This window comes from Bartonella sp. B10 (assembly GCF_053794435.1).
Genome location: NZ_CP200030.1, coordinates 1,476,783 through 1,497,576 on the forward strand (window position 1 = coordinate 1,476,783; position 20,794 = coordinate 1,497,576).

Sequence of the window (20,794 nt, forward strand, 5' to 3'; positions counted from 1 at the left end):
AGAGTTTTGATTAGTTAAGAATAAATTATAATTCATTGTTTTACTTATATTTTTTACCATTAAGTGCGTGAAGTTCATTTTTACACCTAAAATTGCCAAAAAGCGCAAAAAATGGCAAAAGTTACAATTTTTGAGAAAAGAGGGTGGAGGCTTTGAAAAGTCTTTAAAATCTTAGAAAACCGTCTTTTAGAGTCCTTTGAAAAAAAAATCAAACAACACATGAAGTTAGCTTTGAAATCAGTCAAAAATGACCCAATTTTATGTATTTGTTAGCTGTGCTTTTTCAGTTTCAATTTGCCGTCTTAAGTGCAGTTTTATAAGAGGCAAAATTTCTTCGACTTTTTCCATTTTTAAACAAGCTTTTGCAACTTAACCATTGGTTACAAAGATGTGTGTTTCAAACACATTTCTCATAAGCTTTAGATACCATAAGATAAAAGAGAATGCCGCATTTTGGAGGTAGTAGAAAACCTTTTTTGCAATGAGTTATCGGTTATTGATTGTGCGCTTTTTGTGCAAACTTATCGCGATTTATGGGAACAAGTGATCATGGTAATCAATGTTCAAAGGACAAAGTGCACATGGTCAAGTTGACCCTTTGCCAAATGATATTGACTTAAATGGTACAGTGCAAAGTTTGCATTTTTCCACACATATTGCCGACAGGATTGGTTTATCGAAGGAGTCAGTAAAACGCTTTAATCGCATTTCCCAGCATTTACAGCCGGAATTGCGGGCGGTTTTGCGTGGCACGGCATTGGCGGATAATCAGGCGCAATTGTTGAAGCTTGCGAAGATGGAGCCGGTTGCGCAGCGGCGTGTGGCGATTGCTTTGCAACAGGTTGAGGGGGATTTACGGCGGGCTGTTGATTTGGTCAATGGCATTAATACACCGCCACAAATCAATGAACAGGAACGGATTTTTGCCCAATTGTTGGGTGTTTGGCAGAGAGCGGATGCGCAAACAAAGGCGCGGTTTTGTGATTATCTTGCAAGAGAACGGGGGGAGGAGCAGGCATGAAGAGGCATGGTTCTCAACAGCTTGATTTTTTTCAACAGCCGGTTTTTCCTTGTCGTGAGCCTGTTGCACAGATTGATTTAGAACGATTTCGCTCACGAATAAAACGTGCCATGGCTAAAGCTTTGCGTGAATGCCCGTTTGAACGGAGTGTGATTGCTGAACGCATGGCCCATTATTTGGGGATTGGCTGTTTAAGTAAGGCGAGTTTGGATGCTTATGTTGCTGAAAGTAAGCAGGTGGATATTTCTTTACCACGCTTTAAGGCTTTTGTTCGCGCTACGGGAGCGTTTTGGCTGTGGGATGAGGTTGTGAGTGAAGATGGCTTATTGTTATTGCAAGGGGATGAAGCGCGGTTAGCAGAGATTGCTAGGCTCCAGCAGGAACAAAGGAAGATTGCCGCGCAATTAAAAGCCATGCGGGCTACACCCGTGAAGATTAAGCGGGGGCAGCCATGAAAGAATGGTTTAGCATTGCAGAATTAGCTGCATTAGCCCTGCCAGAGTTGCCAAAAACAAAAGTCGGCCTTAATAATCTCGCACTTAAAAAATGGCGTTTAAATACACAGTTGTTTCGCCAAATTTTAGGAAAAACCAAGCCGGTTTGGGAGTACCACGTCTCTTTATTGCCAGAGCGGTCGCGGGCAGTTTTACTGATGCAGCAAAGAGAGATTGCCGTTTTTCAAAATACGGAAGAAAGTACGCAAAAAGAGGGGATTTGGTTGCGCTATGATGGCCTTTCGAAGGCACATAAAAACCGCTGTGAAGAGCGTTTGAAGGCGCTTTGTTTTATGGATGATTTACTCTTAGCTGGTGTAGGTGTGCATGATGCAGCAACCAGCACGGGGATTAAATTTGGCGTAAGCCGCAGGTCGCTTTTTAATTGGCGCGAGAGGGTAGAAGGTCATAGTCGTAGTGATTGGTTGCCAGCATTAGCATCAGCTTGCGGTGAAGATAATTATTCACAGTTTGCAATATGTCATGAGGGGGCTTGGGAAGTTTTATGTTCGGATTATTTACGTTCTTCTAAGCCTGCATTTTCGGCTTGTTATCGGCGCATGGTTGCGGTTGCACAGGAAAAAGGTTGGGTGCCCATTCCTTCAGAGCGGGCTTTGCGGCGTCGTTTCAATAAAGAAGTTTCCAAAGCGGTTGTGACATTAGCACGTGAGGGAGAAGAAAAGGCAAAAAAGCTTTATCCTGCACAACGACGTGATCGTTCGACGCTTCATGCTCTGCAAGCAGTGAATATGGATGGGCATAAATTAGATGTTTTTGTTCGGGTTCCTTGGTCAGAAAAACCTGTTCGTCTTTATTTGATCGCCATTCAAGATCTTTATTCTGGGAAGATTTTATCATGGCGTTTATCGGATTCTGAAACTTGGGAAATTGTTCGTTTGGTGATTGGTGATATGGTGGAAACTTATGGCATTCCGGAGCTTATGACTTTGGATAATGGTCGTGCCTTTACCAGCAAATGGATTTCGGGGGTGTGCAAAATCGTTTTCGCTTTAAAATTAAGCCAGACGATCCGCAAGGACTTTTGACGACATTGGGTGTTCAACTGCAATGGACCACACCTTATAGCGGGCAATCAAAACCAATTGAGCGAGCATGGCGTGATCTGGCAGAAGCGATTTCGAAACATCCTTTTTGTGCTGGAGCTTATACGGGGAATAAACCTGATGCCAAGCCTGAAGATTATGGGCGGCGTGCAATAGGGTTTGAGGAATTCAAAGCGCATGTTGGAGCACAAATTGTTGCCCATAATGCGCAAAATGGGCGTAAAGCGCTTAATTGTGCGGGGCGGAGTTTTGATGTCACATTTGAAGAAAGTTTACAGGCCGAGGGGACGATTATCCGGCAAGCAACGGCGGCACAACGGGCTTTATGGCTTTTGACATCAGAGGCACTTCGCACGCAAAAAGGGACGGGGGAGATACATTTTTATGGCAATCGTTATTGGTCGCAGGCGCTTAATCAGCATGCGGGTCAAAAGGTGATTGTCCGTTTTGATCCAGATAATTTACATCAGGATTTGCGGGTTTATGACCTAGATAACCGTTTGATTTGCATGGCAGCTTGTCTTTCGGATGTTGGTTTTTACGATCAACAGGCAGCACGTTTAAATGGACGCTTGCGCAAAGATTACGTGAAAGCTGTTAAAGCAGAAAAACAGTTGGCTGCTAAACTTGCTCCCGATCAGCTTGCAGATGTTTACCGTCAGGTTGAATGAAAGGACGATGATTTAAAGATTGTGCCTAAAATAAAGCCAAAGGTTAGCCGATTGGTTCAAAGCAATGTGGGGAATTTAGCCCTTAAAGTGGACGATGATGAAGCTTTGGACGCCCAAGAATTTAGTCAACAGTTGCATAAAGCTTTGAGAAAGCTTTCGGCGTCTGATGAGGGGCATGAAGTGATAAAGTTTCCTCGGCAAGAGGGATAAGGAGCAGGGGGAAATTTAAGAGGACCGGTTGAGGTTCATGTGCGGGCTTGAAGATTTAACAAAGAAAGGGGGGAGAAGTCTTATCCATTTCAATTTCTAAATCAATACAATCAAATTTTCAGGTGTCTTTGCCCTAAGAGGTAAGGAGCATGAGGTTATCAAGTTACCCCAGTAATAAAAAGAAGAGGGGGATTTAACGTGGCCGGTTGAGTATTGCGTACGGCTTTGAATGTTCATTTAAGACGAAAGAAAGGGGCGGGTTTGAGCCTTTCCCCTTTCAATGTCTAAATCAATACAGAGGGGAATGTACATGAAGTACGCGATAAATGCAACAGTTGATAAAAACACTTGGGCGCGACCAAAAATCCAGCCCGATGGATCAGCACAAAACCGCAATAGTGATGATATTGCTTTATGGAATGAGCTTGTGGATGCGGTGAGAGCTTTGGCACTTATGAATGATTGGTCGAAGGCAGAAGTAGCGCGGCGCATTGGTATGCCTGATGGAACCTTTTCACAGTGGTATTCGGGTAGTTATGCTGGACAATTAGGCAAGCAAAATGCGAAGGTTCAACAATGGGTAGATGCTTTAAAAGAGACGGCAGGTCTTTTGGAACTGATCCCCGAAAAGCCTGCCTTTCAAAAGAATCGTATTGCGCATGAAATCATTGACACTTTAACGTTGGCGCAAAGTACGGGCGATATGGTGATGATTACGCTTGATGCGGGCAGCGGCAAGACGGAAACTTGCCGCCATTATCGAGCGACTCGTCCGCATGTTTATCTTGTGACAGCTAGTCCGCATACGCGCAGTGTTCATGGTATTTTGAATGATATGGCAGCAGAATTAAATGTGGTGGAATATAATCCCACCCGTTTAACGCGTGCTATTGGCAAGAAATTAGAGCGTGTGGGAAGTGGTACGCTGTTGATTATCGATGAAGCGCAAAATCTTACAGATGAATCGATTAATCAATTGCGTCATTTTGTTGATATTAATGGCATAGGATTAATGGCTTTTTTGGATACATAGCTATCGATCGTATAAAAATAGAACAAAGATCTATATCTTTTCCTGATTGTTTACCAACAACCCCAGTGCCAACTGAAGAAGATAAACAATGTGTAAAAAAGATTCTTGAGGGGATTACAAATAGAAAACTGTACCAATCACTTTATGAATTTGGTTGTGCTATTTTTGCAGAAAAAAATAATACCGAAACATCATTTTTAACAGAAAATAAAGACTCTTTGAGGGGCTTTAAAAGTCCCTTTAAAGCCCCCTTGAAAACCCTTTGAAAAAAAATCAATTGGTGCAAAACGAGGTGGCAAGCTACAATGGCAAATAGTGCAAAACGAGGTGGCAAGCTACAGCAAGCTACAGCAAGCTACAAACAAGATACAAGAAAGATGGTCGGAGCGGCGGGATTCGAACCCACGACCCCTTGACCCCCAGTCAAGTGCGCTACCAGGCTGCGCTACGCTCCGATTTGTACAAAACGACTAAACGACTGTTCCTTCAAAGGCAAGAAAAAAAGAAGTAGAATCACATGTTTAACTGTTTTATATAAATTATGAAGAAGTTAGATATGATTTTTATATTTCCAGATAAGTTCGTTTTTTGTTTTGGCTACTGAATAGGAATGAAGGAAAGATATTTGTGTATCACATAGATAATCCAAATAGCAAAAATGAAATTTTGGAATAAATACACAATGACGAATGTAATTGTAGGGCATAAGTTTTTTTATTTCTGTTAAAAAAGATCAAAATATTTCAATTAGGTTTTACTGTCTTGTTTTTGCTATATCAGATAGTTAAAATATTATATATAAAACTACTTAATGTGCTTTTTAAATCAGAAAAGAGTAAATTATGAGCCGTTTTAGGGTAATAAGTTTAACAAAAGCTGCATTGAATCGTGTTAAAGCTATTATGGATACGAAAGATGCGTATGGTATCATAGTTGGTGTTAAAAAAGGTGGTTGTGCGGGGATGGAATACACAATTGATCTTGTAAAGGAAGAAATTCTGGATGCCGATGTTATTGAAATTGATGGTGCTCGCGTCTTTATAGCACATGATGCAGTATTATTTTTGTTAGGAACGCAAATGGATTATGAAGTGACAACACTTCGATCTGGTTTTGTGTTTAAAAATCCTAACCAAATTTCAGCATGTGGGTGTGGTGAATCGGTTGAGCTTCGTCCTGCCTTGCAAAATTAATTAAATTGAAACATGTGTAACTAGTTGAGTTTGATATGTTATATGCATGGAATTTTTTCTTTATGAAAATAATGATGTCAATGTAGTAATTTTAATGCAGAAATTAAACGATATCGTTGACATATTTAGTGCTTGATTACCAAGGACAGTAGATATTGTTACATATACGTTTTACACAATTCTAAATGATACTGTACCACCATGTAAATGGAGGTATATGCGGAATAAGTGTTACAATCGTAACACTGAGAAGTTATTAGAATTAAAGGATTTATTTTTAGTGGTTTATTAACAAAATATGCTAAAGACACTTCTGTAAATTTTTTAATCTGTGGCTATACTAATTTTCATTTTTTGCTAGTCCGGTATTTGGTGTTTAAGTTACGTCGCCATATTACAAAACAAGACGATGCAGAGTGAAAAAAATTATCCACCTTTTTTGATGAAGCTGGCCATAAATTTCTGTATACAAAGTGTTTTCTATAAATCTTAGATTATCTTTTTTCTTGATATAAAAAGCGATTCCATTATTACGAATATATTATACTTTAAGATTAAATAAAAAATCTAAAATTTTATTTTAGTTTATTTTACAAAACTGTTTTCTGTTCGCAGCAAGTACTGCAAGAGCTGTCATATTAACAACTCCCCGTGAGGTTACAGAAGGTGTTAATATATGTACAGGACGTGCAGCTCCAATTAATATAGGACCTATATGAAGCGCATTCGTTAGATTTTTAACAATATTTAGAGTGATATTGGCAGCATCAAGTGTCGGGAAGACAAGTAAATTAGCTTCACCTTTAAGGCGTGAATCAGGAAAAACACGATCTCGTAAAACTTTAGAAAGTGCAGCATCACCATGCATTTCTCCATCCACTTCTAGGTTTGGATATAATTCGGTAAGAATTTTAGTTGCGCGACGCATTTTACGCGCACTTTCTGTGTTTTTGGATCCAAAATTGGAATGCGATAATAATGCTGCTTTGGGTGCTATACCGAAAGCTTCAATTTCTTGAGCTGCTAATACTGTCATTTTTACTATTTCTTCAGCAGAAGGGTCTTCATTAACGTAGGTATCTGTTAAAAATAGAGCGCCAAAAGAAGAGATAAGAAGACTAACAGCGGAAAAATGACTAATATTGGGATCAAGTCCGATAATTTGTTCAATCAATTCAAGATTACGTTCAAAACGTCCTTCCAAACCACAAATCATAGCATCAGCTTCATCGCGCATAACTGCCAAGGCGGCAATAGCTGTAGTTGATGTTCTAACTATTGTTTTTGCAACTTCGGGTGAGACACCACGTCTACCTGTATAACGAAGAAATAGATTAACATAATCACGAAAACGTGGGTCATTTTCTGGATTTGTAAGTTCAAAATCTATACCAGGACGAATTTTTAAGCCAAAGCGTTTTAATCTTGCTTCTACTACGTGTGGACGACCGATAAGAAGAGGAACTGCAGTTTTTTCTTCAAGAACAATTTGTGCTGCACGAAGTACACGTTCATCTTCACCATTGGCATATATAATGCGTTTGCGCTGTGCTACTTTAGCTGCGGCAAAAACGGGTTTCATCATTAAACCAGAACGGAACACAAAGCGATTAAGAACATCATAATAAGAAGATATATCTTTAATTGGTCGTATTGCTACACCTGTGTCCATTGCTGCCTTAGCAACAGCAGGGGCAATGCGTAAAATTAAGCGCGGATCAAAAGGTGAGGGAATAAGATAGTCTGGCCCAAAACTGGATGGTTTTTTTGCATAGGCACGTGCTGCTACATCAGAAGATTCTTCACGAGCCAAGGCTGCAATAGCATGAACTGCTGCCATTTTCATTTCTTCATTGATTGCAGTTGCACCAACATCCAATGCTCCACGGAAAATATATGGAAAACACAGCACATTATTAACCTGATTGGGATAATCAGAGCGTCCTGTACAGATCATTGCATCTGGTCGAATGATACGTGCTTCTTCTGGCATAATTTCTGGTGTTGGATTCGCAAGTGCTAAAATTAACGGTTTTGGAGCCATTTTTTTTAAATACTCAGGTTTTAAAACACCGCTTGCTGATACACCTAAGAAGATATCAGCATTATCAATTATTTCTGATAAGATACGTGCATCAGTTTTTTGCGCGTAACTGATTTTCCAACGATCCATAAGTGTTGTTCGTCCCTCATAAACAACACCATCTATATCACTAAGCCAAACATTTTCAACTTTTGCTCCAAGACGAACCAAAAGATTAACACAAGCTAGGGCAGCAGCACCCGCACCTGAGGTAACTATTTTGGCATTTTCAATTTTTTTTCCAGCAAGATTTAATGCATTCAATACGGCAGCAGAAACAATAATAGCAGTCCCATGTTGATCATCATGAAAAACTGGAATATTCATTTTAGCACGGAGTTTTTCTTCGATTTCGAAACATTCAGGGGCCTTGATATCTTCAAGATTAATACCACCAAATGTTGGCTCTAATACAGATATGGTTTCTACCATTTGTTCTATATCGGTCGTATCAATTTCAATATCAAAAACATCAATATTTGCAAATTTTTTGAATAAAACAGCTTTCCCTTCCATGACTGGTTTTGATGCAAGTGCACCAATATTTCCTAATCCAAGAACGGCCGTACCATTTGATATAACAGCTACCAAATTAGAACGGGAGGTATATTGAGCTGCAAGTTTCGGATCGTTATGAATTGCGAGACATGGTGCAGCAACACCAGGAGAATAAGCGAGCGCCAGATCGCGTTGATTTCCAAGGGGCTTTGTTGCTTGTATTTCTAATTTTCCAGGATTTGGGTATTGGTGATAAAAAAGTGCTGCACTGTCAAGTTCAGTTTCTTGTGAACCAAAATTATTATTTTCTTTTGTAGACATTTTTATGATATCCGGATTAGTGTGTATTTATATAAACATCGTGATTTCTGACGTGGTTTTGTCTACTAATAGATGTGTTTTTGATGGACACGAACGCGAAAATGCGCTGGCAAATAATTCTTCTGAATTATCAAATCAGCTTCGTTGATGATATTAGTTACATTAATGAATGATTTCGCTGATATTAGCATTGTTATTTTATTTCTCCTCAGAAAAATTTTTGCAACAGCCAGTCAAATTTTAAAAGATCTATAGAAAAACATTATAAGCATCAACATTACCAAGCAGTAATTTTTTTTGCAATGTTATCGAGAAAGGAAGACGACAAACGAGATAGACTATTATTATTTCCTTAATCATAATTCAATGAAGTTTAATTCTTTCACTTATAGTTTTATGGGTGGGGGCATATTATCAAATTTGCAAGTTTGTATCTTTCCTAAATTATTAATACTCTTTTAGAGGTAAAGAGACATGATAAAGGATGAATTACTTCTATCTTCATCATTGATGCAACACAAAAGTAACTAATTTATGGTTGAAATTATGCTAAATGCTACGAGTAAGTATTTAGCTTCAATTGATCATGTATCTAAAAATAAACAGAAATTCCCTAGAGTAAATTTCATAATTGTCTCAATGAGTAAAAATTTAATTGAAATACATTGGTTTCACATCACAAAATTAGTCTTTTGAAATAACGATAAAAAAATAAATCCAGGTCGTACAAAAACAGTAATCGTATCAAACAACACTATGCTCTGTTATTGATAGTATCATTTTAATAAATTCACAAATGTAATGTTTATGATAGCCTAATAGTAATTATCTATTTTGTGATTGTAATTGTTTCACCATATATCTCAGCTAAATTAGTCTATTAGTAAATACAATGTAATTTTTTAAATTAACAAAATTTTTATGGTATTTCTCATATTAACGCTAACCTTTCCAAAATCAACAACTTCGAGAATACAGTAAAATATTATACCCTTGTATATAATCCAAAGAAATATATTAAACTATCAGCACACAAAAAATCACTGTAATAAAAAACAATGAATGCATTCACGTATTAAATAAATTACACTGAACAGACAATCATATGCACGACTGATTTAACGGAATTACCCTGACAATAAATGCAATAAGGCAATGATAAAAAATATCCCAAAATGCGATGTTCATTTTTTCCATTTTCTATGTCATCTTATTGAATTCGTCCACTGGCATGAGCAAGCATAGTATAAACTTTTCCTGTGTCTGATATTAAATATTTTCTAACTGAACGCATATCTTTAGAATTACGAGATACATCACGCAGAAGTTTTTCAAAATCCGCAATGTATTGATTAACTGAACGCTTAAAATCAATATCACTGATATATTTTTTCTTAACCGTTTCAAAAATCTCTCTTCCATCTAAAGTATAAAGACGCTCTGTCACAATGTTTATTTTTTCACGTTGATAATGACTCCACAATTCAATAAGAGCATTTTGGTTAATAGATTGCAATATATCAGTTGCTAATGAATTAATAGATACATTTGCAGGACGAGATTTTGTTTGTACTAATGAAAGATCAAGACTATTATTTGCTTCTTCATACAACTCTTCTTCACAAGAAACTCCTTTCAAAAGACTTGATACCCATGTATTTTGCTTTTTCTTGCTCTGCTCTTGCCGTAAAATGGGCTTAGGTGGTATTATCTTTTTTGTAGTTTCAGGAAAAACACTATCATCCTTATTAGGTATTGATGGTGTGAAAAATGTTGGCATTAACTTGTTAATTTTGCTATCTCTACCGTTTTCTTTGGTAACGTTTGCTAAGTCTTTTAATGCAGTGATTTGTTCATTTAAAGCGGAACGTATTACTTGCGTGGTTTCCTTTGTTTTTTCTGGTAATTCTTGAACACGATCATTAATATCATTACCAATTTTGGTGAGTTCTGAGCGAATTTCATCAGCTGACCGGCGAATATCTTCTGCTGCTCCTGAAAAACGTTCTGAGGCTTCATTAATAAGCTGATTAAGTGATAATTGAAGTGAATGCGTAGAATTACGCGTATTTTCGTCAGTACGTTCAAATGCTAAACTTAGAATATCTTCATAATGTCTAATCATCTGATTTATTTCTTCAGATTTTGAAACAAGAGCATTACTTAACATAGATAAAGTATTTTGTTTTTCTTCAAGCGTTACATTGAGTGTATTTTCGGATTGTTCAAGAATATGAATAGTATCAGAAAGTGTTTTAACATGTTCGCCAAAATTGCTTGTTATGCAACTAATTTTTTCAAATGTGTTTTGTGAAAGTCCTTGTAAAACTTCCACATTATTACTAAGTGCTTGACCTGATGCTGACAAACTCTCTGCAACTTGATTAGTGTTATGAAAAAAATTACTAGCAGCTTGACTAAACTGACCATCAATATTTTGAACCGCCGACATTAATACATTATTGTTTTCGTAGACGTTATAAATCGATTGATTTAACTGCTCAATAATGGATGAGATACTATTGACAAAATCTTCTTTTATAGCCGCTACTGTTTGAACAGTCTGAGAATTAGTTTGTGCTAGGGTATTTACTAAAGATTCGTTGTGCGCATAAATCTTTTGTTCTGCATCTTGTGTTGAGAGCAAAATCTGTTCGCCAATATGCTGTGCTAAATGACCAATTGATTCGGTTGTGTTTTGTGCAGTTTGATTTAAGGAGTTAGTCAATTCTGTCAACTTTTCTACTTGCCCTGAAATTTGATTGAACGCTTGATCTTTAACTTCTTCTAAACGATCATTCACGTTAGAAATTTGATATCCTAGATCACTTTCAAGATTTTTCATGGAATTATGAAGAACATTACAACGTTCATTGATCACTTGTTCAATTGCTGTAGCTGAAGTATGAATTGTTTCACTCAACAATGTTTGTGCATTATGACTGGCTACTGTGAACGCTTCTACAGTATTAGCTGTTTGCTCGGATAGAATAGAAGAAACTTTTTTACTGGTATCATAAACGACTTGTTGAACGTTTGATACAATACGATTGCCAGACTCTGATATAACATGTTCGGCTTTTACAGCAACACTAGCAACAGATGAAATTACCTGTTCACCTGCGGAAGAAAGAACACCAGATGCTTCTATAATCTTATTATGCAAACCGTTTGTAACTGTATTAACGGAATCCTCCAATGTTACGCGTATATTATTTACATTGTTTTCTAATGCTTGTTGAATTGCTTGGCTTTGTTCGTTATTAAGAACAATAGATGTCTTCAACTCATCAGATCGCTCTTCAAGAACAGACGTTTGAGCTGCTATAGTTTCACATACTTGGCCAAGTTTTTCAGATAATGATTCCTCTAACGTGGCGGCACATTCAAAAATTGTTCGTGCACGAGATTCCAGATTTGTATCAAACGATCCCATATGTGTTTCAAGAGTTTCAAAAAACATGCCGCTGGATTGTGAGAGGGTATTTTTTAGAATTTCAGTGTGACCTTCAAGATTTTTTATATGTCCTTGAACAGCCTCAGTAATGTTCTTATTATTTACAACAATTGCGTTCTCAACCAAACCTATTTGTTGCTTTAACGCCACATCAACACGTATATCACTTTTTGCAATGAGATTGTAGATTGTCTCCATCCGTTGTTCAAGTGTACGTGCTTGATCTGCAAGAACTTCATTAAGAGAAAAACTATTAATAGCCAAAGAATCTCGAAGAGCATCGGCACGGATGTCAATATTTCTAGCTTGTGCTTCTAAAGCATCTTTAGTCGTGTTGCAACTTCGTGCAATAACTTCTTGTAGTTTCTCTGTACATTTAACTATATCTGCAGCATGATTTTCGGCATGATGATCAACAATTTGAATATTACCAACCAAAATCTTCTCAAGATCTGAAGTATTTCGAGCTAAAATATCAATATGGCTTTTTAATGTATCAGCTATTTTATCCTTCTCTTTATCGAGCATATTTGCCATAATATCTCGTTGATCAGAAAGTTGTAATTTGAAATCATGTGAGCGCTCTTGCATGATATCGACGATCGTATTATCGACATTTTTGATTTCTTCTCTCAACATTTCTTTGTTTTTATTGATCGCAGAGAGTAGGTTATCATGTCCGTTTGTAAAAGTGTTGGTGATATCAGCTATTCTTTCTTTAAGATTTTCATTAATTTGCAAAGCATGATCCTGCAAAAAATCACCAATCTTTTCGGCATTATCTTCTAAAATTTTACTTCGATTAATGAAAGATTCTATTATAGAATCGCTGTGTTCTTTTAGAGAAAAATCAACGGACGCCAAACGATTTTCAAAAGCTTCAATTGCTTCCGAAGTTATGTTATCAAATTTGGAAGAGAACTTACATGCTTTCTCATCAAGCTGTATAATTTTTGCGTCAACATTCTGCAACGATTTATTGTTACGATCAGCAATAGCTTCGTCCAGTGCTTTAAATTTTTCATCAACACTACATAAAGTTTGTTCTGCTGCAGCTTGTATATGTGTCGCGACTTGAGCAATATGCATTTCAGCTTTGGCTGCTGTTTCATTAAAAGTTTTTTCAATTTGTTTTTCATTATTATCAAAACGTTCTGAGAAATTATCAAAATTTTTTTCTAATTCATGAAAAAACTCTGTATTCTTTTTCTGAATCTGTGTCGTAGTTTCATTAAATTTTTTAAAAAGCTGACTTGTTACACCATCGCCCGCATAAGAAAGCTTTGCAACGAGATCTTCCCCTTGTTTTTGCAAAGTTTGAGAGAGAGTCTGTGCAAGTTGCTCAACATTGGTTACAATTTTCGATGTAACTAAACCAAATTCATCATTTAATTTTTCCTGTGTTCCTTTAATTGTCAATTGAACACGATCAGCATGATTCAAAATGGATGTGCGTTCATTCCCCAATTCTTTGATTAATGTATGAATGCGCGATTCATTTTCAGCATAAGCCTGTTCTAAATTATGGACTTCACCCTGTATTATAGCTTCAAGTTCAACTGCTCGCCCAAGGGTACGTTCAATCCCCTCATTCATCGCAGCTACTTCTTCGCGTATAGTTTGGCTTATTGCAATAGCCTGTTTTTCAGATATATGCTGTGGTTCACTAAGGCGTTGTGCAGCATTCGCCATAAGTATAGCAATATTGTGCAATTCATTTGAACGTTTTGTTAATTGAGCAAAACCCCAAGACATAAGAATAGGAACAACTGTCCCTGCTGCTACAGCCAACCCAATTGGAGATGTAAAAAAGGTGGTAATATTTGATAAGGAACCTAGTCCGATAGGAGATAGTTTATGGGCAATAAAAGAACCACCTGTAATCCACAAAGCATTTAGCGCTGTTGTATACCAATAAATTTTGGAAACAGAATTCCTTTTTATAAATTCAAAATTTACAGGAGTTGTTATATCGTCATTAGCAGGAAAAAGTTGTGACGATAGTAATGTGTTGTGTACAGTTCCACCTGAAAGGTCATACCTCGGTTTTTGAGAAAAAATCTGCCCAACAACTGATTCATCAACAACAGCGTTATCATGCATTTTGGGAGAAAGAACTGAAGCAGCATTGTCAGCAGAAATTTCTTCTTCTGCTATCGCAATCTTTTGAATCAAGTCATCTACATTAACGATATTTTCAGATTTTTTTGATGATATTGTTTCGGTTTTTGCGTCGTTGAAGTCAAAATTCATGGCTTTCGTTAGAGCTTCCTCAATTTCAACTTCAAATGTTTGTAATTTGGTTCTGCGTGCCATACTCGCCTCGTACTCTACAGATGGAAAAGAGATACATCCTTCTCCAGATATCTCCGTATACTAACTGTTAATTATTGAGAAAGGAATACGCTCAAGGAAAAATTTTTAAAACTTATCAAAATAAAGTTAACGTGAATCTTTTTTTTGACTTAATGATAGTATAAAATTAAATAAAAACAATATGCTATTAAGTTATAAACAAAATAAAAATACTGTTTACAACTCTATGCTTATAAGCAGAATTATGGTTTTATGACAGTTGAATAAAGGCAATTTAATAAAAATTATAGTTTTATACAGTGTTTTAAAGATTTTTGTATGAAGTGTGGGTAGCGTTTTATATGTGCGTCTTTTCCGTGTTTTATCGATGAACACGATTACTACATCGTTTGCTGTTGGCGCTTGCTGTTGGTTAGAATCAAAAAAATGATTATTTTTTTTCTTAAAGTTTATTCAATTATTTTACTTATTGTCTATGTAGCAAATCTTTTGGTAAAATAATAAAGTTTATTTTTAATAGTAATTTATGAAGCAAATTGGATGATTGATTTTATTGATAGCGATGTGCATTTCTTGAAATAGTAGTTTTTTGATCAATATTAGACAGTATTTCACGAAATTTTAATGCTGCTACGTTGACAATTGAGTATTTTTTAGTCGATATGCATGCACGGATATTTTATGCAATTCGAAATAAGGGTGTAAGAATAATGGCAGAACGATCACAACACCTGCAAGATGTATTTCTGAATACGGTTCGTAAGAAAAAAATTTCCCTTACAATTTTTCTTGTAAATGGTGTAAAATTAACGGGTATTGTGACATCATTTGATAATTTTTGTGTTCTTTTGCGCCGTGATGGACATGCCCAGTTGGTTTATAAGCATGCTATTTCTACAATCATGCCAGGGCAATCTGTGCAGATGTTTGAAGGTGAAAATGCTGAATAAACAAGTTATTTTATATAGATCTTTTATCGTTCTTTGAAAATGCTATGTAAATCGCCATGGTAGATAAGCATAAGAGGTCTGGAGTTTTTTTTTCACAGGTTGTTAAACAGTCGCGTGCTATTATTTTGATACCGATCTTTCATGAACAAAAAAACAAAAATATTTTCCGTGAGTGTTCAGTATCTTCTCGAATTAAAGAAGCGTTGGGTTTAGCACATGCTATAAGATTAGATGTTATTCATTATGAAACGGTTAATATCATTGCATTACGTTCTGCGACTTTATTTGGAGCAGGCAAGGTAGGTGAAATTTCTGATTATGTAAGTGAATATAATATTGACCTTGCGGTTATAGATCATTTTTTGACACCTGTGCAGCAGCGTAATTTAGAGAAATTATGGAATTGTAAAGTTATTGATAGAACAGCTTTAATTCTTGAAATTTTTGGAAATCGTGCACACACAAAAGAAGGAGTTTTACAGGTCGAGTTGGCACATTTATCTTATCAGAAAAGCAGACTTGTTCGCAGCTGGACGCACTTAGAAAGGCAGCGTGGTGGTCATGGTTTTTTAGGTGGACCTGGTGAAACTCAGATTGAAGCAGATAAACGTCTTTTACAAGATAAAATTATTCGTATTCGTCGCGAATTAAAAACAGTTGTTAAAACACGTACTCTTCATAGAGCTAAAAGAAAAAAAACATCTTGTCCTGTTGTTGCAATAGTCGGATATACCAATGCAGGAAAATCAACTCTTTTTAACAGGTTGAGTGGTGCAAATGTGTTAGCAGAAGATATGTTATTTGCAACGCTTGATCCAACTTTACGCAAAGTTGTTCTGCCCCATGGAAAAACTATTCTTTTATCTGATACTGTGGGTTTTATTTCTAATTTACCAACCCAATTAATAGCAGCTTTTAGAGCGACACTTGAAGAAGTGGTTGAAGCTGATTTAATTCTGCATGTAAAAGATATATCAGATATTGATCATCATTCGCACTCAAAAGATGTTTTAGAAGTGCTTTCAAGTCTTGGTATCGATGTTAATGATACGGAGCATATTACGGAAGTTTGGAATAAAATTGATGCACTAGATGGGCATGCATTGGGTATTTTGCAAACAAGCGCAAAAACATCGCTAAATTCTGTGGTAATGATATCAGCGCTTACAAGCGAAGGATTACAGCAATTATTAGTAGAAATTGAAAAAAAAATCTTTGGGGAAATACGAACTATTGAGTGTGTGTTAAAACCTGATGAAATGCATCTTATTAATTGGTTTTATAAAAATTCTAGTGAAGTCATGCAAGAAGGACATGATGATGGCTCTGTTACCATTAAAGCCGTACTTACATCTGAAGCAAAACAGCAGTTAGATCATATAAAACAAAATATGAATTAGAATTTCTTTTAGGATATTGTTGGGTATTTTTATTCAATTTTATGTTTTCTTGTCTCATATACAATATGACTTCGAGTTAAGAGGATAGTTACTACTTTTCTTTAATTAAGTAATATGGAATGTTTTACTGGTTAAGATAAAGATGAATTTAAAGTGCGATAAGAAATTATTTGTATGTACAGTGCCAAGAAAAATTTTAATTATGTTGCTGTTGGCAGCGGTATGTACATTTTTTGTTTTGCTATATTATTTTACACAACCAAGAGCCTATAGGGCAACTTTAAGATTTTCATTATCTGATTCTGTTGGAAAACCATTATCAATTAATCAACAACATCATGTTATTGCATATCTATTTTCACAGCCTATAATTTTTAATTATTTAAATTTTCAGGGCTTGTCTTCAAATGGTTTTGACAAGAAAAATTTGCATGAAAATATTCGTTTATTTCGCGATGGAAATTTAATTGATCTCATCTTTGAAGCTGGAACTATTGAAGCTGCTAAACAAGGGGTAGAAAATTGTTTTTCTGCATTTTCAGCTTCTATTCTCAAAGAGAATCGCAAATTATCATCAGTTGGTCAACCGTATGACAGTGCTACATTACTAGATATAGTGCAAAAGTTTCGCTCATCGATTTCTTCTTTTATTCACAATGATATTAAACAAACTGAGCTTAATGACCTTTATGTAAAATTAACAAAAACAACTTTGGAGCGTATTCATTTAACAAGTTTAAAGTCCACTATTCAGATGATGCGCGAAAATAAAAAATCTTTATTGTCTTTATCATTTATTGCGCGCAATCCATCAGTTGTTGCATTGGAATCTAAAAGAAATATCTTAGAAACACAAAAAGCACATATGGCCGTACAGTTAGGGGTAACACATCCTCAGATCAAGGCAATAAATGCCGAGTTAGAAGCACTTTCTAGTCAATTAGACAATAAAATTTTGCAGATTATTCATCAAATTTATTCAGATGAGATCATTGCAAAGAATTTTGAAGTGCAGCTGAAAAAAATGATTGGTCTGTTTGTGAAAGATCAATCCCAACCTTTGAATCAAATGTTCAATAAGCTAGAAAATCAAATAAAAGCAGTAGTAGATGCACAAAACAAAGAGATAGGTAAATATTCTCCATTACAAAATATAAAGATTCGTTTGGTTTCTCCACCAAAGATAATGCCAACTTCTTTTATGGCTCTTCATGGGAAAAATATTGTTGTTAGTATGTTTGCAAGCTTAATTGTTTTTTTAGGAGGATTATTATTATTTCAACAATTTTTTGGAATAAGAAAAACTTTACTGGAAAAAGACAATTTTGAAAACGGTAAAGATATTTTAGCATCTAGGAAAATAAAAAATCTGGATGCTTTTATTACAATTGAGGGATTATCAGATTTTTTGAAATGGAATGCCTCAAAAGTCATTTCAATAATTGGACCAAAAGCTGCGCAGACGGCAGCAAAATTATCTCTTCACCTTATAAAAGAAAGCAAGACAATCTTATTAATAGATATTTCTGGCCAACAAATAGAGAAAATGATAGGTCCACATCGTGGATTAAGCGATATCTTAATGGGAAAAGCGCGGTTACAGGATGTTATTTATCGTGACCATGATACCGGGGTTGATATTCTTTCTCAAGGGTTAGCAAGTGTTGTTCATGCACAAGGTTTTTCAAAAAATATCTACGATACATTACAAGAATTTAAAAAATATTACGATTTTGTTATCTTAGAAATGGCGAGTGAACCTAAATACGGATTGGAGCAATTTGCACAGTTAACGGATTATTATATTTGCGGTGCAGTCCTTCATGAACAGAGTTGGATGATTGATATGATTAATAGGTTTCCAAAAACTGTTTACCGTGTTGTTGCATAGTAAATATTGTAAAATAGAAATGCTGATTGTATGATGCAATGAGTGGGCAGTGTTTGTGGTAAAAGACGAATGTGGGGCAAAAAATATGGATATGGAGAGATTAAATGGTGATGTTTTGGCGCCATTACATAGAAAATATCGAATACAGATCCAAGTGTGGCTTTATTCTATTTTATTGCTTTGTTTGATAATTGTTTTAGTTGGAGGAGCTACTCGTTTAACAGGATCGGGTTTATCAATAACAGAATGGAAGCCTATTTATGGTATGATACCGCCGATTAGTGAACATCAGTGGCAGGAAGAATTTTCAAAATATCAACAAATAGCACAATATAAACTGCTTAATCGTGATATGACATTAAGTGCATTTAAGGTTATTTTTTGGTGGGAATGGGGACATCGTGTCCTAGGACGTCTTGTCGGTATTATTGCTTTACTGGGGTTAATTTGGTTTTGGGCAATAAAACGCATTGAAAAAAATATTTTGCTTCAGCTTACAATCGTACCAATTCTTATTGCTATTCAAGGCTTTATCGGTTGGTGGATGGTAGCTTCTGGTATTGGTCAGAGCAATCTAACAAGCGTTAGCCACTACCGTTTAGCATTTCACCTCATAACAGCATGTTTTGTTATTATTTTTGTTGCTTATTTATCTCTAGGATTTACTGAATATTCAGAGAAACCAGCTAATAAAATAACTCAACATTTTGCCGGTTGTCTTGTCTTACTTATGTTAATTGAAATTTATTTCGGAGCTTTAGTTGCTGGGCTTCATGCAGGTAAAGTTTACAACACATGGCCACTTATGGATGGTGAGATCATACCTGATGGACTACTAAGGCGTAGTCCTACATGGATTAATTTATTTGAAAATCCTTTAACAGTTCAGTTTATTCACCGCTTTTTTGCGTATTTTTTGTTTATTTTAACGGTCTTTCATGCCTTCTATGTACAAAAAAACATGCCGCATTCAACCCATGCTCGTCGTGCATTTTTGATATGTGCTATGATAATTTCTCAAGCATTGTTGGGAATTTTTACGCTGTTGAATGAAGTACCAATAAGCTTGGGACTTATTCATCAAAGTTTTGCGCTAGCAATATTATGTTTTTCAGTTGCTCATTGGCGAGCAACAAAAGGATAGCCATTGCGTTGTTAAATAAGATTTAACGGGTCGTAGTCAATTTCTAGAAAGCATGAGATTAAGATTTTGGATAGCAGCTGCGGATGCACCTTTCCCTAAATTATCTAATACAGCACATAGATTGAAAATACCTTCGCGTTCATCACCAAAAATAAATAGTTTCATACCATCTTTGTGTGCTAAACATTCTAGATTAAGTGTAATAAGTGCGCTGGTTTCTTCTTGTGATGCAACTGATACGATATTTTGTCCATCGTAATGATCGTTAAAAATTTGACGCAGATCAGAACATCTTACTGATTTTGTTAATAATTTGCGATGTAGTGGAATATTTACAATCATTCCTTGAGGAAAGCGACCTACACTTGGTACGAAAATGGGTGTTTGGTTAATCTGTCCATAGGTTTTAATTTCTGGCACATGTTTGTGTTGAAGATTGAGACAATAAATAAAATAATTTTTCCAAAGATCATCTTCTGGAGATTGGTTTTCCATTTGTTCAATCAATTTTTTGCCACCACCGGTATAGCCAGATATGGCGTTAATTGAGATTGGATAATCTGCGTCCAGCAAACCTGTTTCACGAAGAGGTCGAATTAAGCCAATTGCACCAGTGGAGTAACATCCGGGGTTAGACACGTATTTTGCTTCTTGGATAAGTCTTTTTTGTCCTTTGGTCATTTCAGGAAAACCATAAACCCAACCTTGTTCAATACGGTGAGCTGTTGAACTATCAATAATTCTAATTTTTTTATTATTTTTTAGTTGATTAACTGTTTTGCGTGCGGCTTCGTCTGGAAGGCACAAAATAGCAATGTCAGTTTGATTAAGGTAGTCTCGTCGGATATCAACATCATGTCGATCTTTGTGGGGAATAGATAGCAATTCTAAATCTGAACGCTTTGTTAACCGACTTTGTATCTGTAATCCAGTTGTTCCATGTTCACCATCAATGAAAATTTTTATTGCCATTTTATATGCCTTAAATCAATTTTTTATTCTCATATTTTTCTTTTTACATTATTGATTTACCTTAAATTATCTCTAA

General features: G+C 35.9%; 10 protein-coding genes, 1 tRNA gene and 3 pseudogenes. 10 read left to right on the plus strand and 4 right to left on the minus strand.

Going from position 1 to position 20,794, the window contains the following annotated elements; translation table 11 throughout:
- Positions 1-432: 432 nt before the first annotated feature.
- The 5 genes and pseudogenes from V3565_RS06250 to V3565_RS06270 form a co-directional block, all read left to right on the plus strand.
- Positions 433-1,021, plus strand: a pseudogene (locus V3565_RS06250) (ParB/RepB/Spo0J family partition protein); the annotation flags it as partial.
- Positions 1,018-1,476, plus strand: coding sequence for a hypothetical protein (locus tag V3565_RS06255; protein ID WP_455466856.1), 459 nt, complete (start codon positions 1,018-1,020; stop codon positions 1,474-1,476). The pseudogene V3565_RS06250 and the gene V3565_RS06255, both read left to right, overlap by 4 nt.
- Positions 1,473-3,460, plus strand: a pseudogene (locus V3565_RS06260) (transposase domain-containing protein). Before V3565_RS06255 ends, V3565_RS06260 begins: the two are co-directional and overlap by 4 nt.
- A gap of 703 nt (positions 3,461-4,163) precedes the next feature.
- Positions 4,164-4,493, plus strand: a complete 330-nt coding sequence (locus V3565_RS06265) for an AAA family ATPase (RefSeq protein WP_455478884.1) — start codon at positions 4,164-4,166, stop codon at positions 4,491-4,493.
- Positions 4,463-4,675, plus strand: a pseudogene (locus V3565_RS06270) (DUF721 domain-containing protein); the annotation flags it as partial. The gene V3565_RS06265 and the pseudogene V3565_RS06270, both read left to right, overlap by 31 nt.
- A gap of 196 nt (positions 4,676-4,871) precedes the next feature.
- Here V3565_RS06270 and V3565_RS06275 read toward each other — a convergent pair.
- Positions 4,872-4,948 (minus strand) — tRNA-Pro (locus V3565_RS06275).
- Positions 4,949-5,335: 387 nt separating this feature from the next.
- On the opposite strand from V3565_RS06275, the gene sufA reads away from it, so the two are divergent.
- Entirely contained in the window at positions 5,336-5,686 is a 351-nt protein-coding gene (gene sufA, locus V3565_RS06280) for a Fe-S cluster assembly scaffold SufA (RefSeq protein ID WP_455478308.1), read from the plus strand.
- Positions 5,687-6,266: 580 nt separating this feature from the next.
- Here the strand turns inward: sufA and V3565_RS06285 are convergent.
- Both V3565_RS06285 and V3565_RS06290 read right to left on the minus strand, forming a co-directional pair.
- Entirely contained in the window at positions 6,267-8,588 is a 2,322-nt protein-coding gene (locus V3565_RS06285) for an NADP-dependent malic enzyme (RefSeq protein WP_455478309.1), read from the minus strand.
- Between the two features lie 1,210 nt (positions 8,589-9,798).
- Positions 9,799-14,361 (minus strand): hypothetical protein, encoded by a 4,563-nt coding sequence (locus V3565_RS06290; RefSeq protein ID WP_455478310.1) that lies wholly within the window; start codon positions 14,359-14,361, stop codon positions 9,799-9,801.
- A gap of 710 nt (positions 14,362-15,071) precedes the next feature.
- On the opposite strand from V3565_RS06290, the gene hfq reads away from it, so the two are divergent.
- The 4 genes from hfq (at position 15,072) to V3565_RS06310 (ending at position 19,746) form a co-directional block, all read left to right on the plus strand.
- A complete protein-coding gene (hfq, locus tag V3565_RS06295) occupies positions 15,072-15,311 on the plus strand; it encodes an RNA chaperone Hfq (protein ID WP_455478311.1) in 240 nt (79 codons plus the stop codon).
- A gap of 56 nt (positions 15,312-15,367) precedes the next feature.
- Positions 15,368-16,711 carry a GTPase HflX gene (hflX, locus tag V3565_RS06300; protein WP_455478312.1) on the plus strand — a complete coding sequence of 448 codons (1,344 nt, stop codon included), beginning with the start codon at positions 15,368-15,370 and terminating at the stop codon, positions 16,709-16,711.
- A 142-nt stretch (positions 16,712-16,853) separates the two neighbouring features.
- Positions 16,854-18,602 (plus strand): hypothetical protein, encoded by a 1,749-nt coding sequence (locus V3565_RS06305; RefSeq protein WP_455478313.1) that lies wholly within the window; start codon positions 16,854-16,856, stop codon positions 18,600-18,602.
- Positions 18,603-18,687: 85 nt separating this feature from the next.
- Complete coding sequence (locus V3565_RS06310; protein ID WP_455478885.1) at positions 18,688-19,746, plus strand: COX15/CtaA family protein; 1,059 nt, start codon at positions 18,688-18,690, stop codon at positions 19,744-19,746.
- Between the two features lie 36 nt (positions 19,747-19,782).
- Here V3565_RS06310 and argC read toward each other — a convergent pair whose 3' ends face one another.
- Positions 19,783-20,718 carry an N-acetyl-gamma-glutamyl-phosphate reductase gene (gene argC, locus V3565_RS06315; protein WP_455478314.1) on the minus strand — a complete coding sequence of 312 codons (936 nt, stop codon included), beginning with the start codon at positions 20,716-20,718 and terminating at the stop codon, positions 19,783-19,785.
- Between the last annotated feature and the right edge of the window lie 76 nt (positions 20,719-20,794).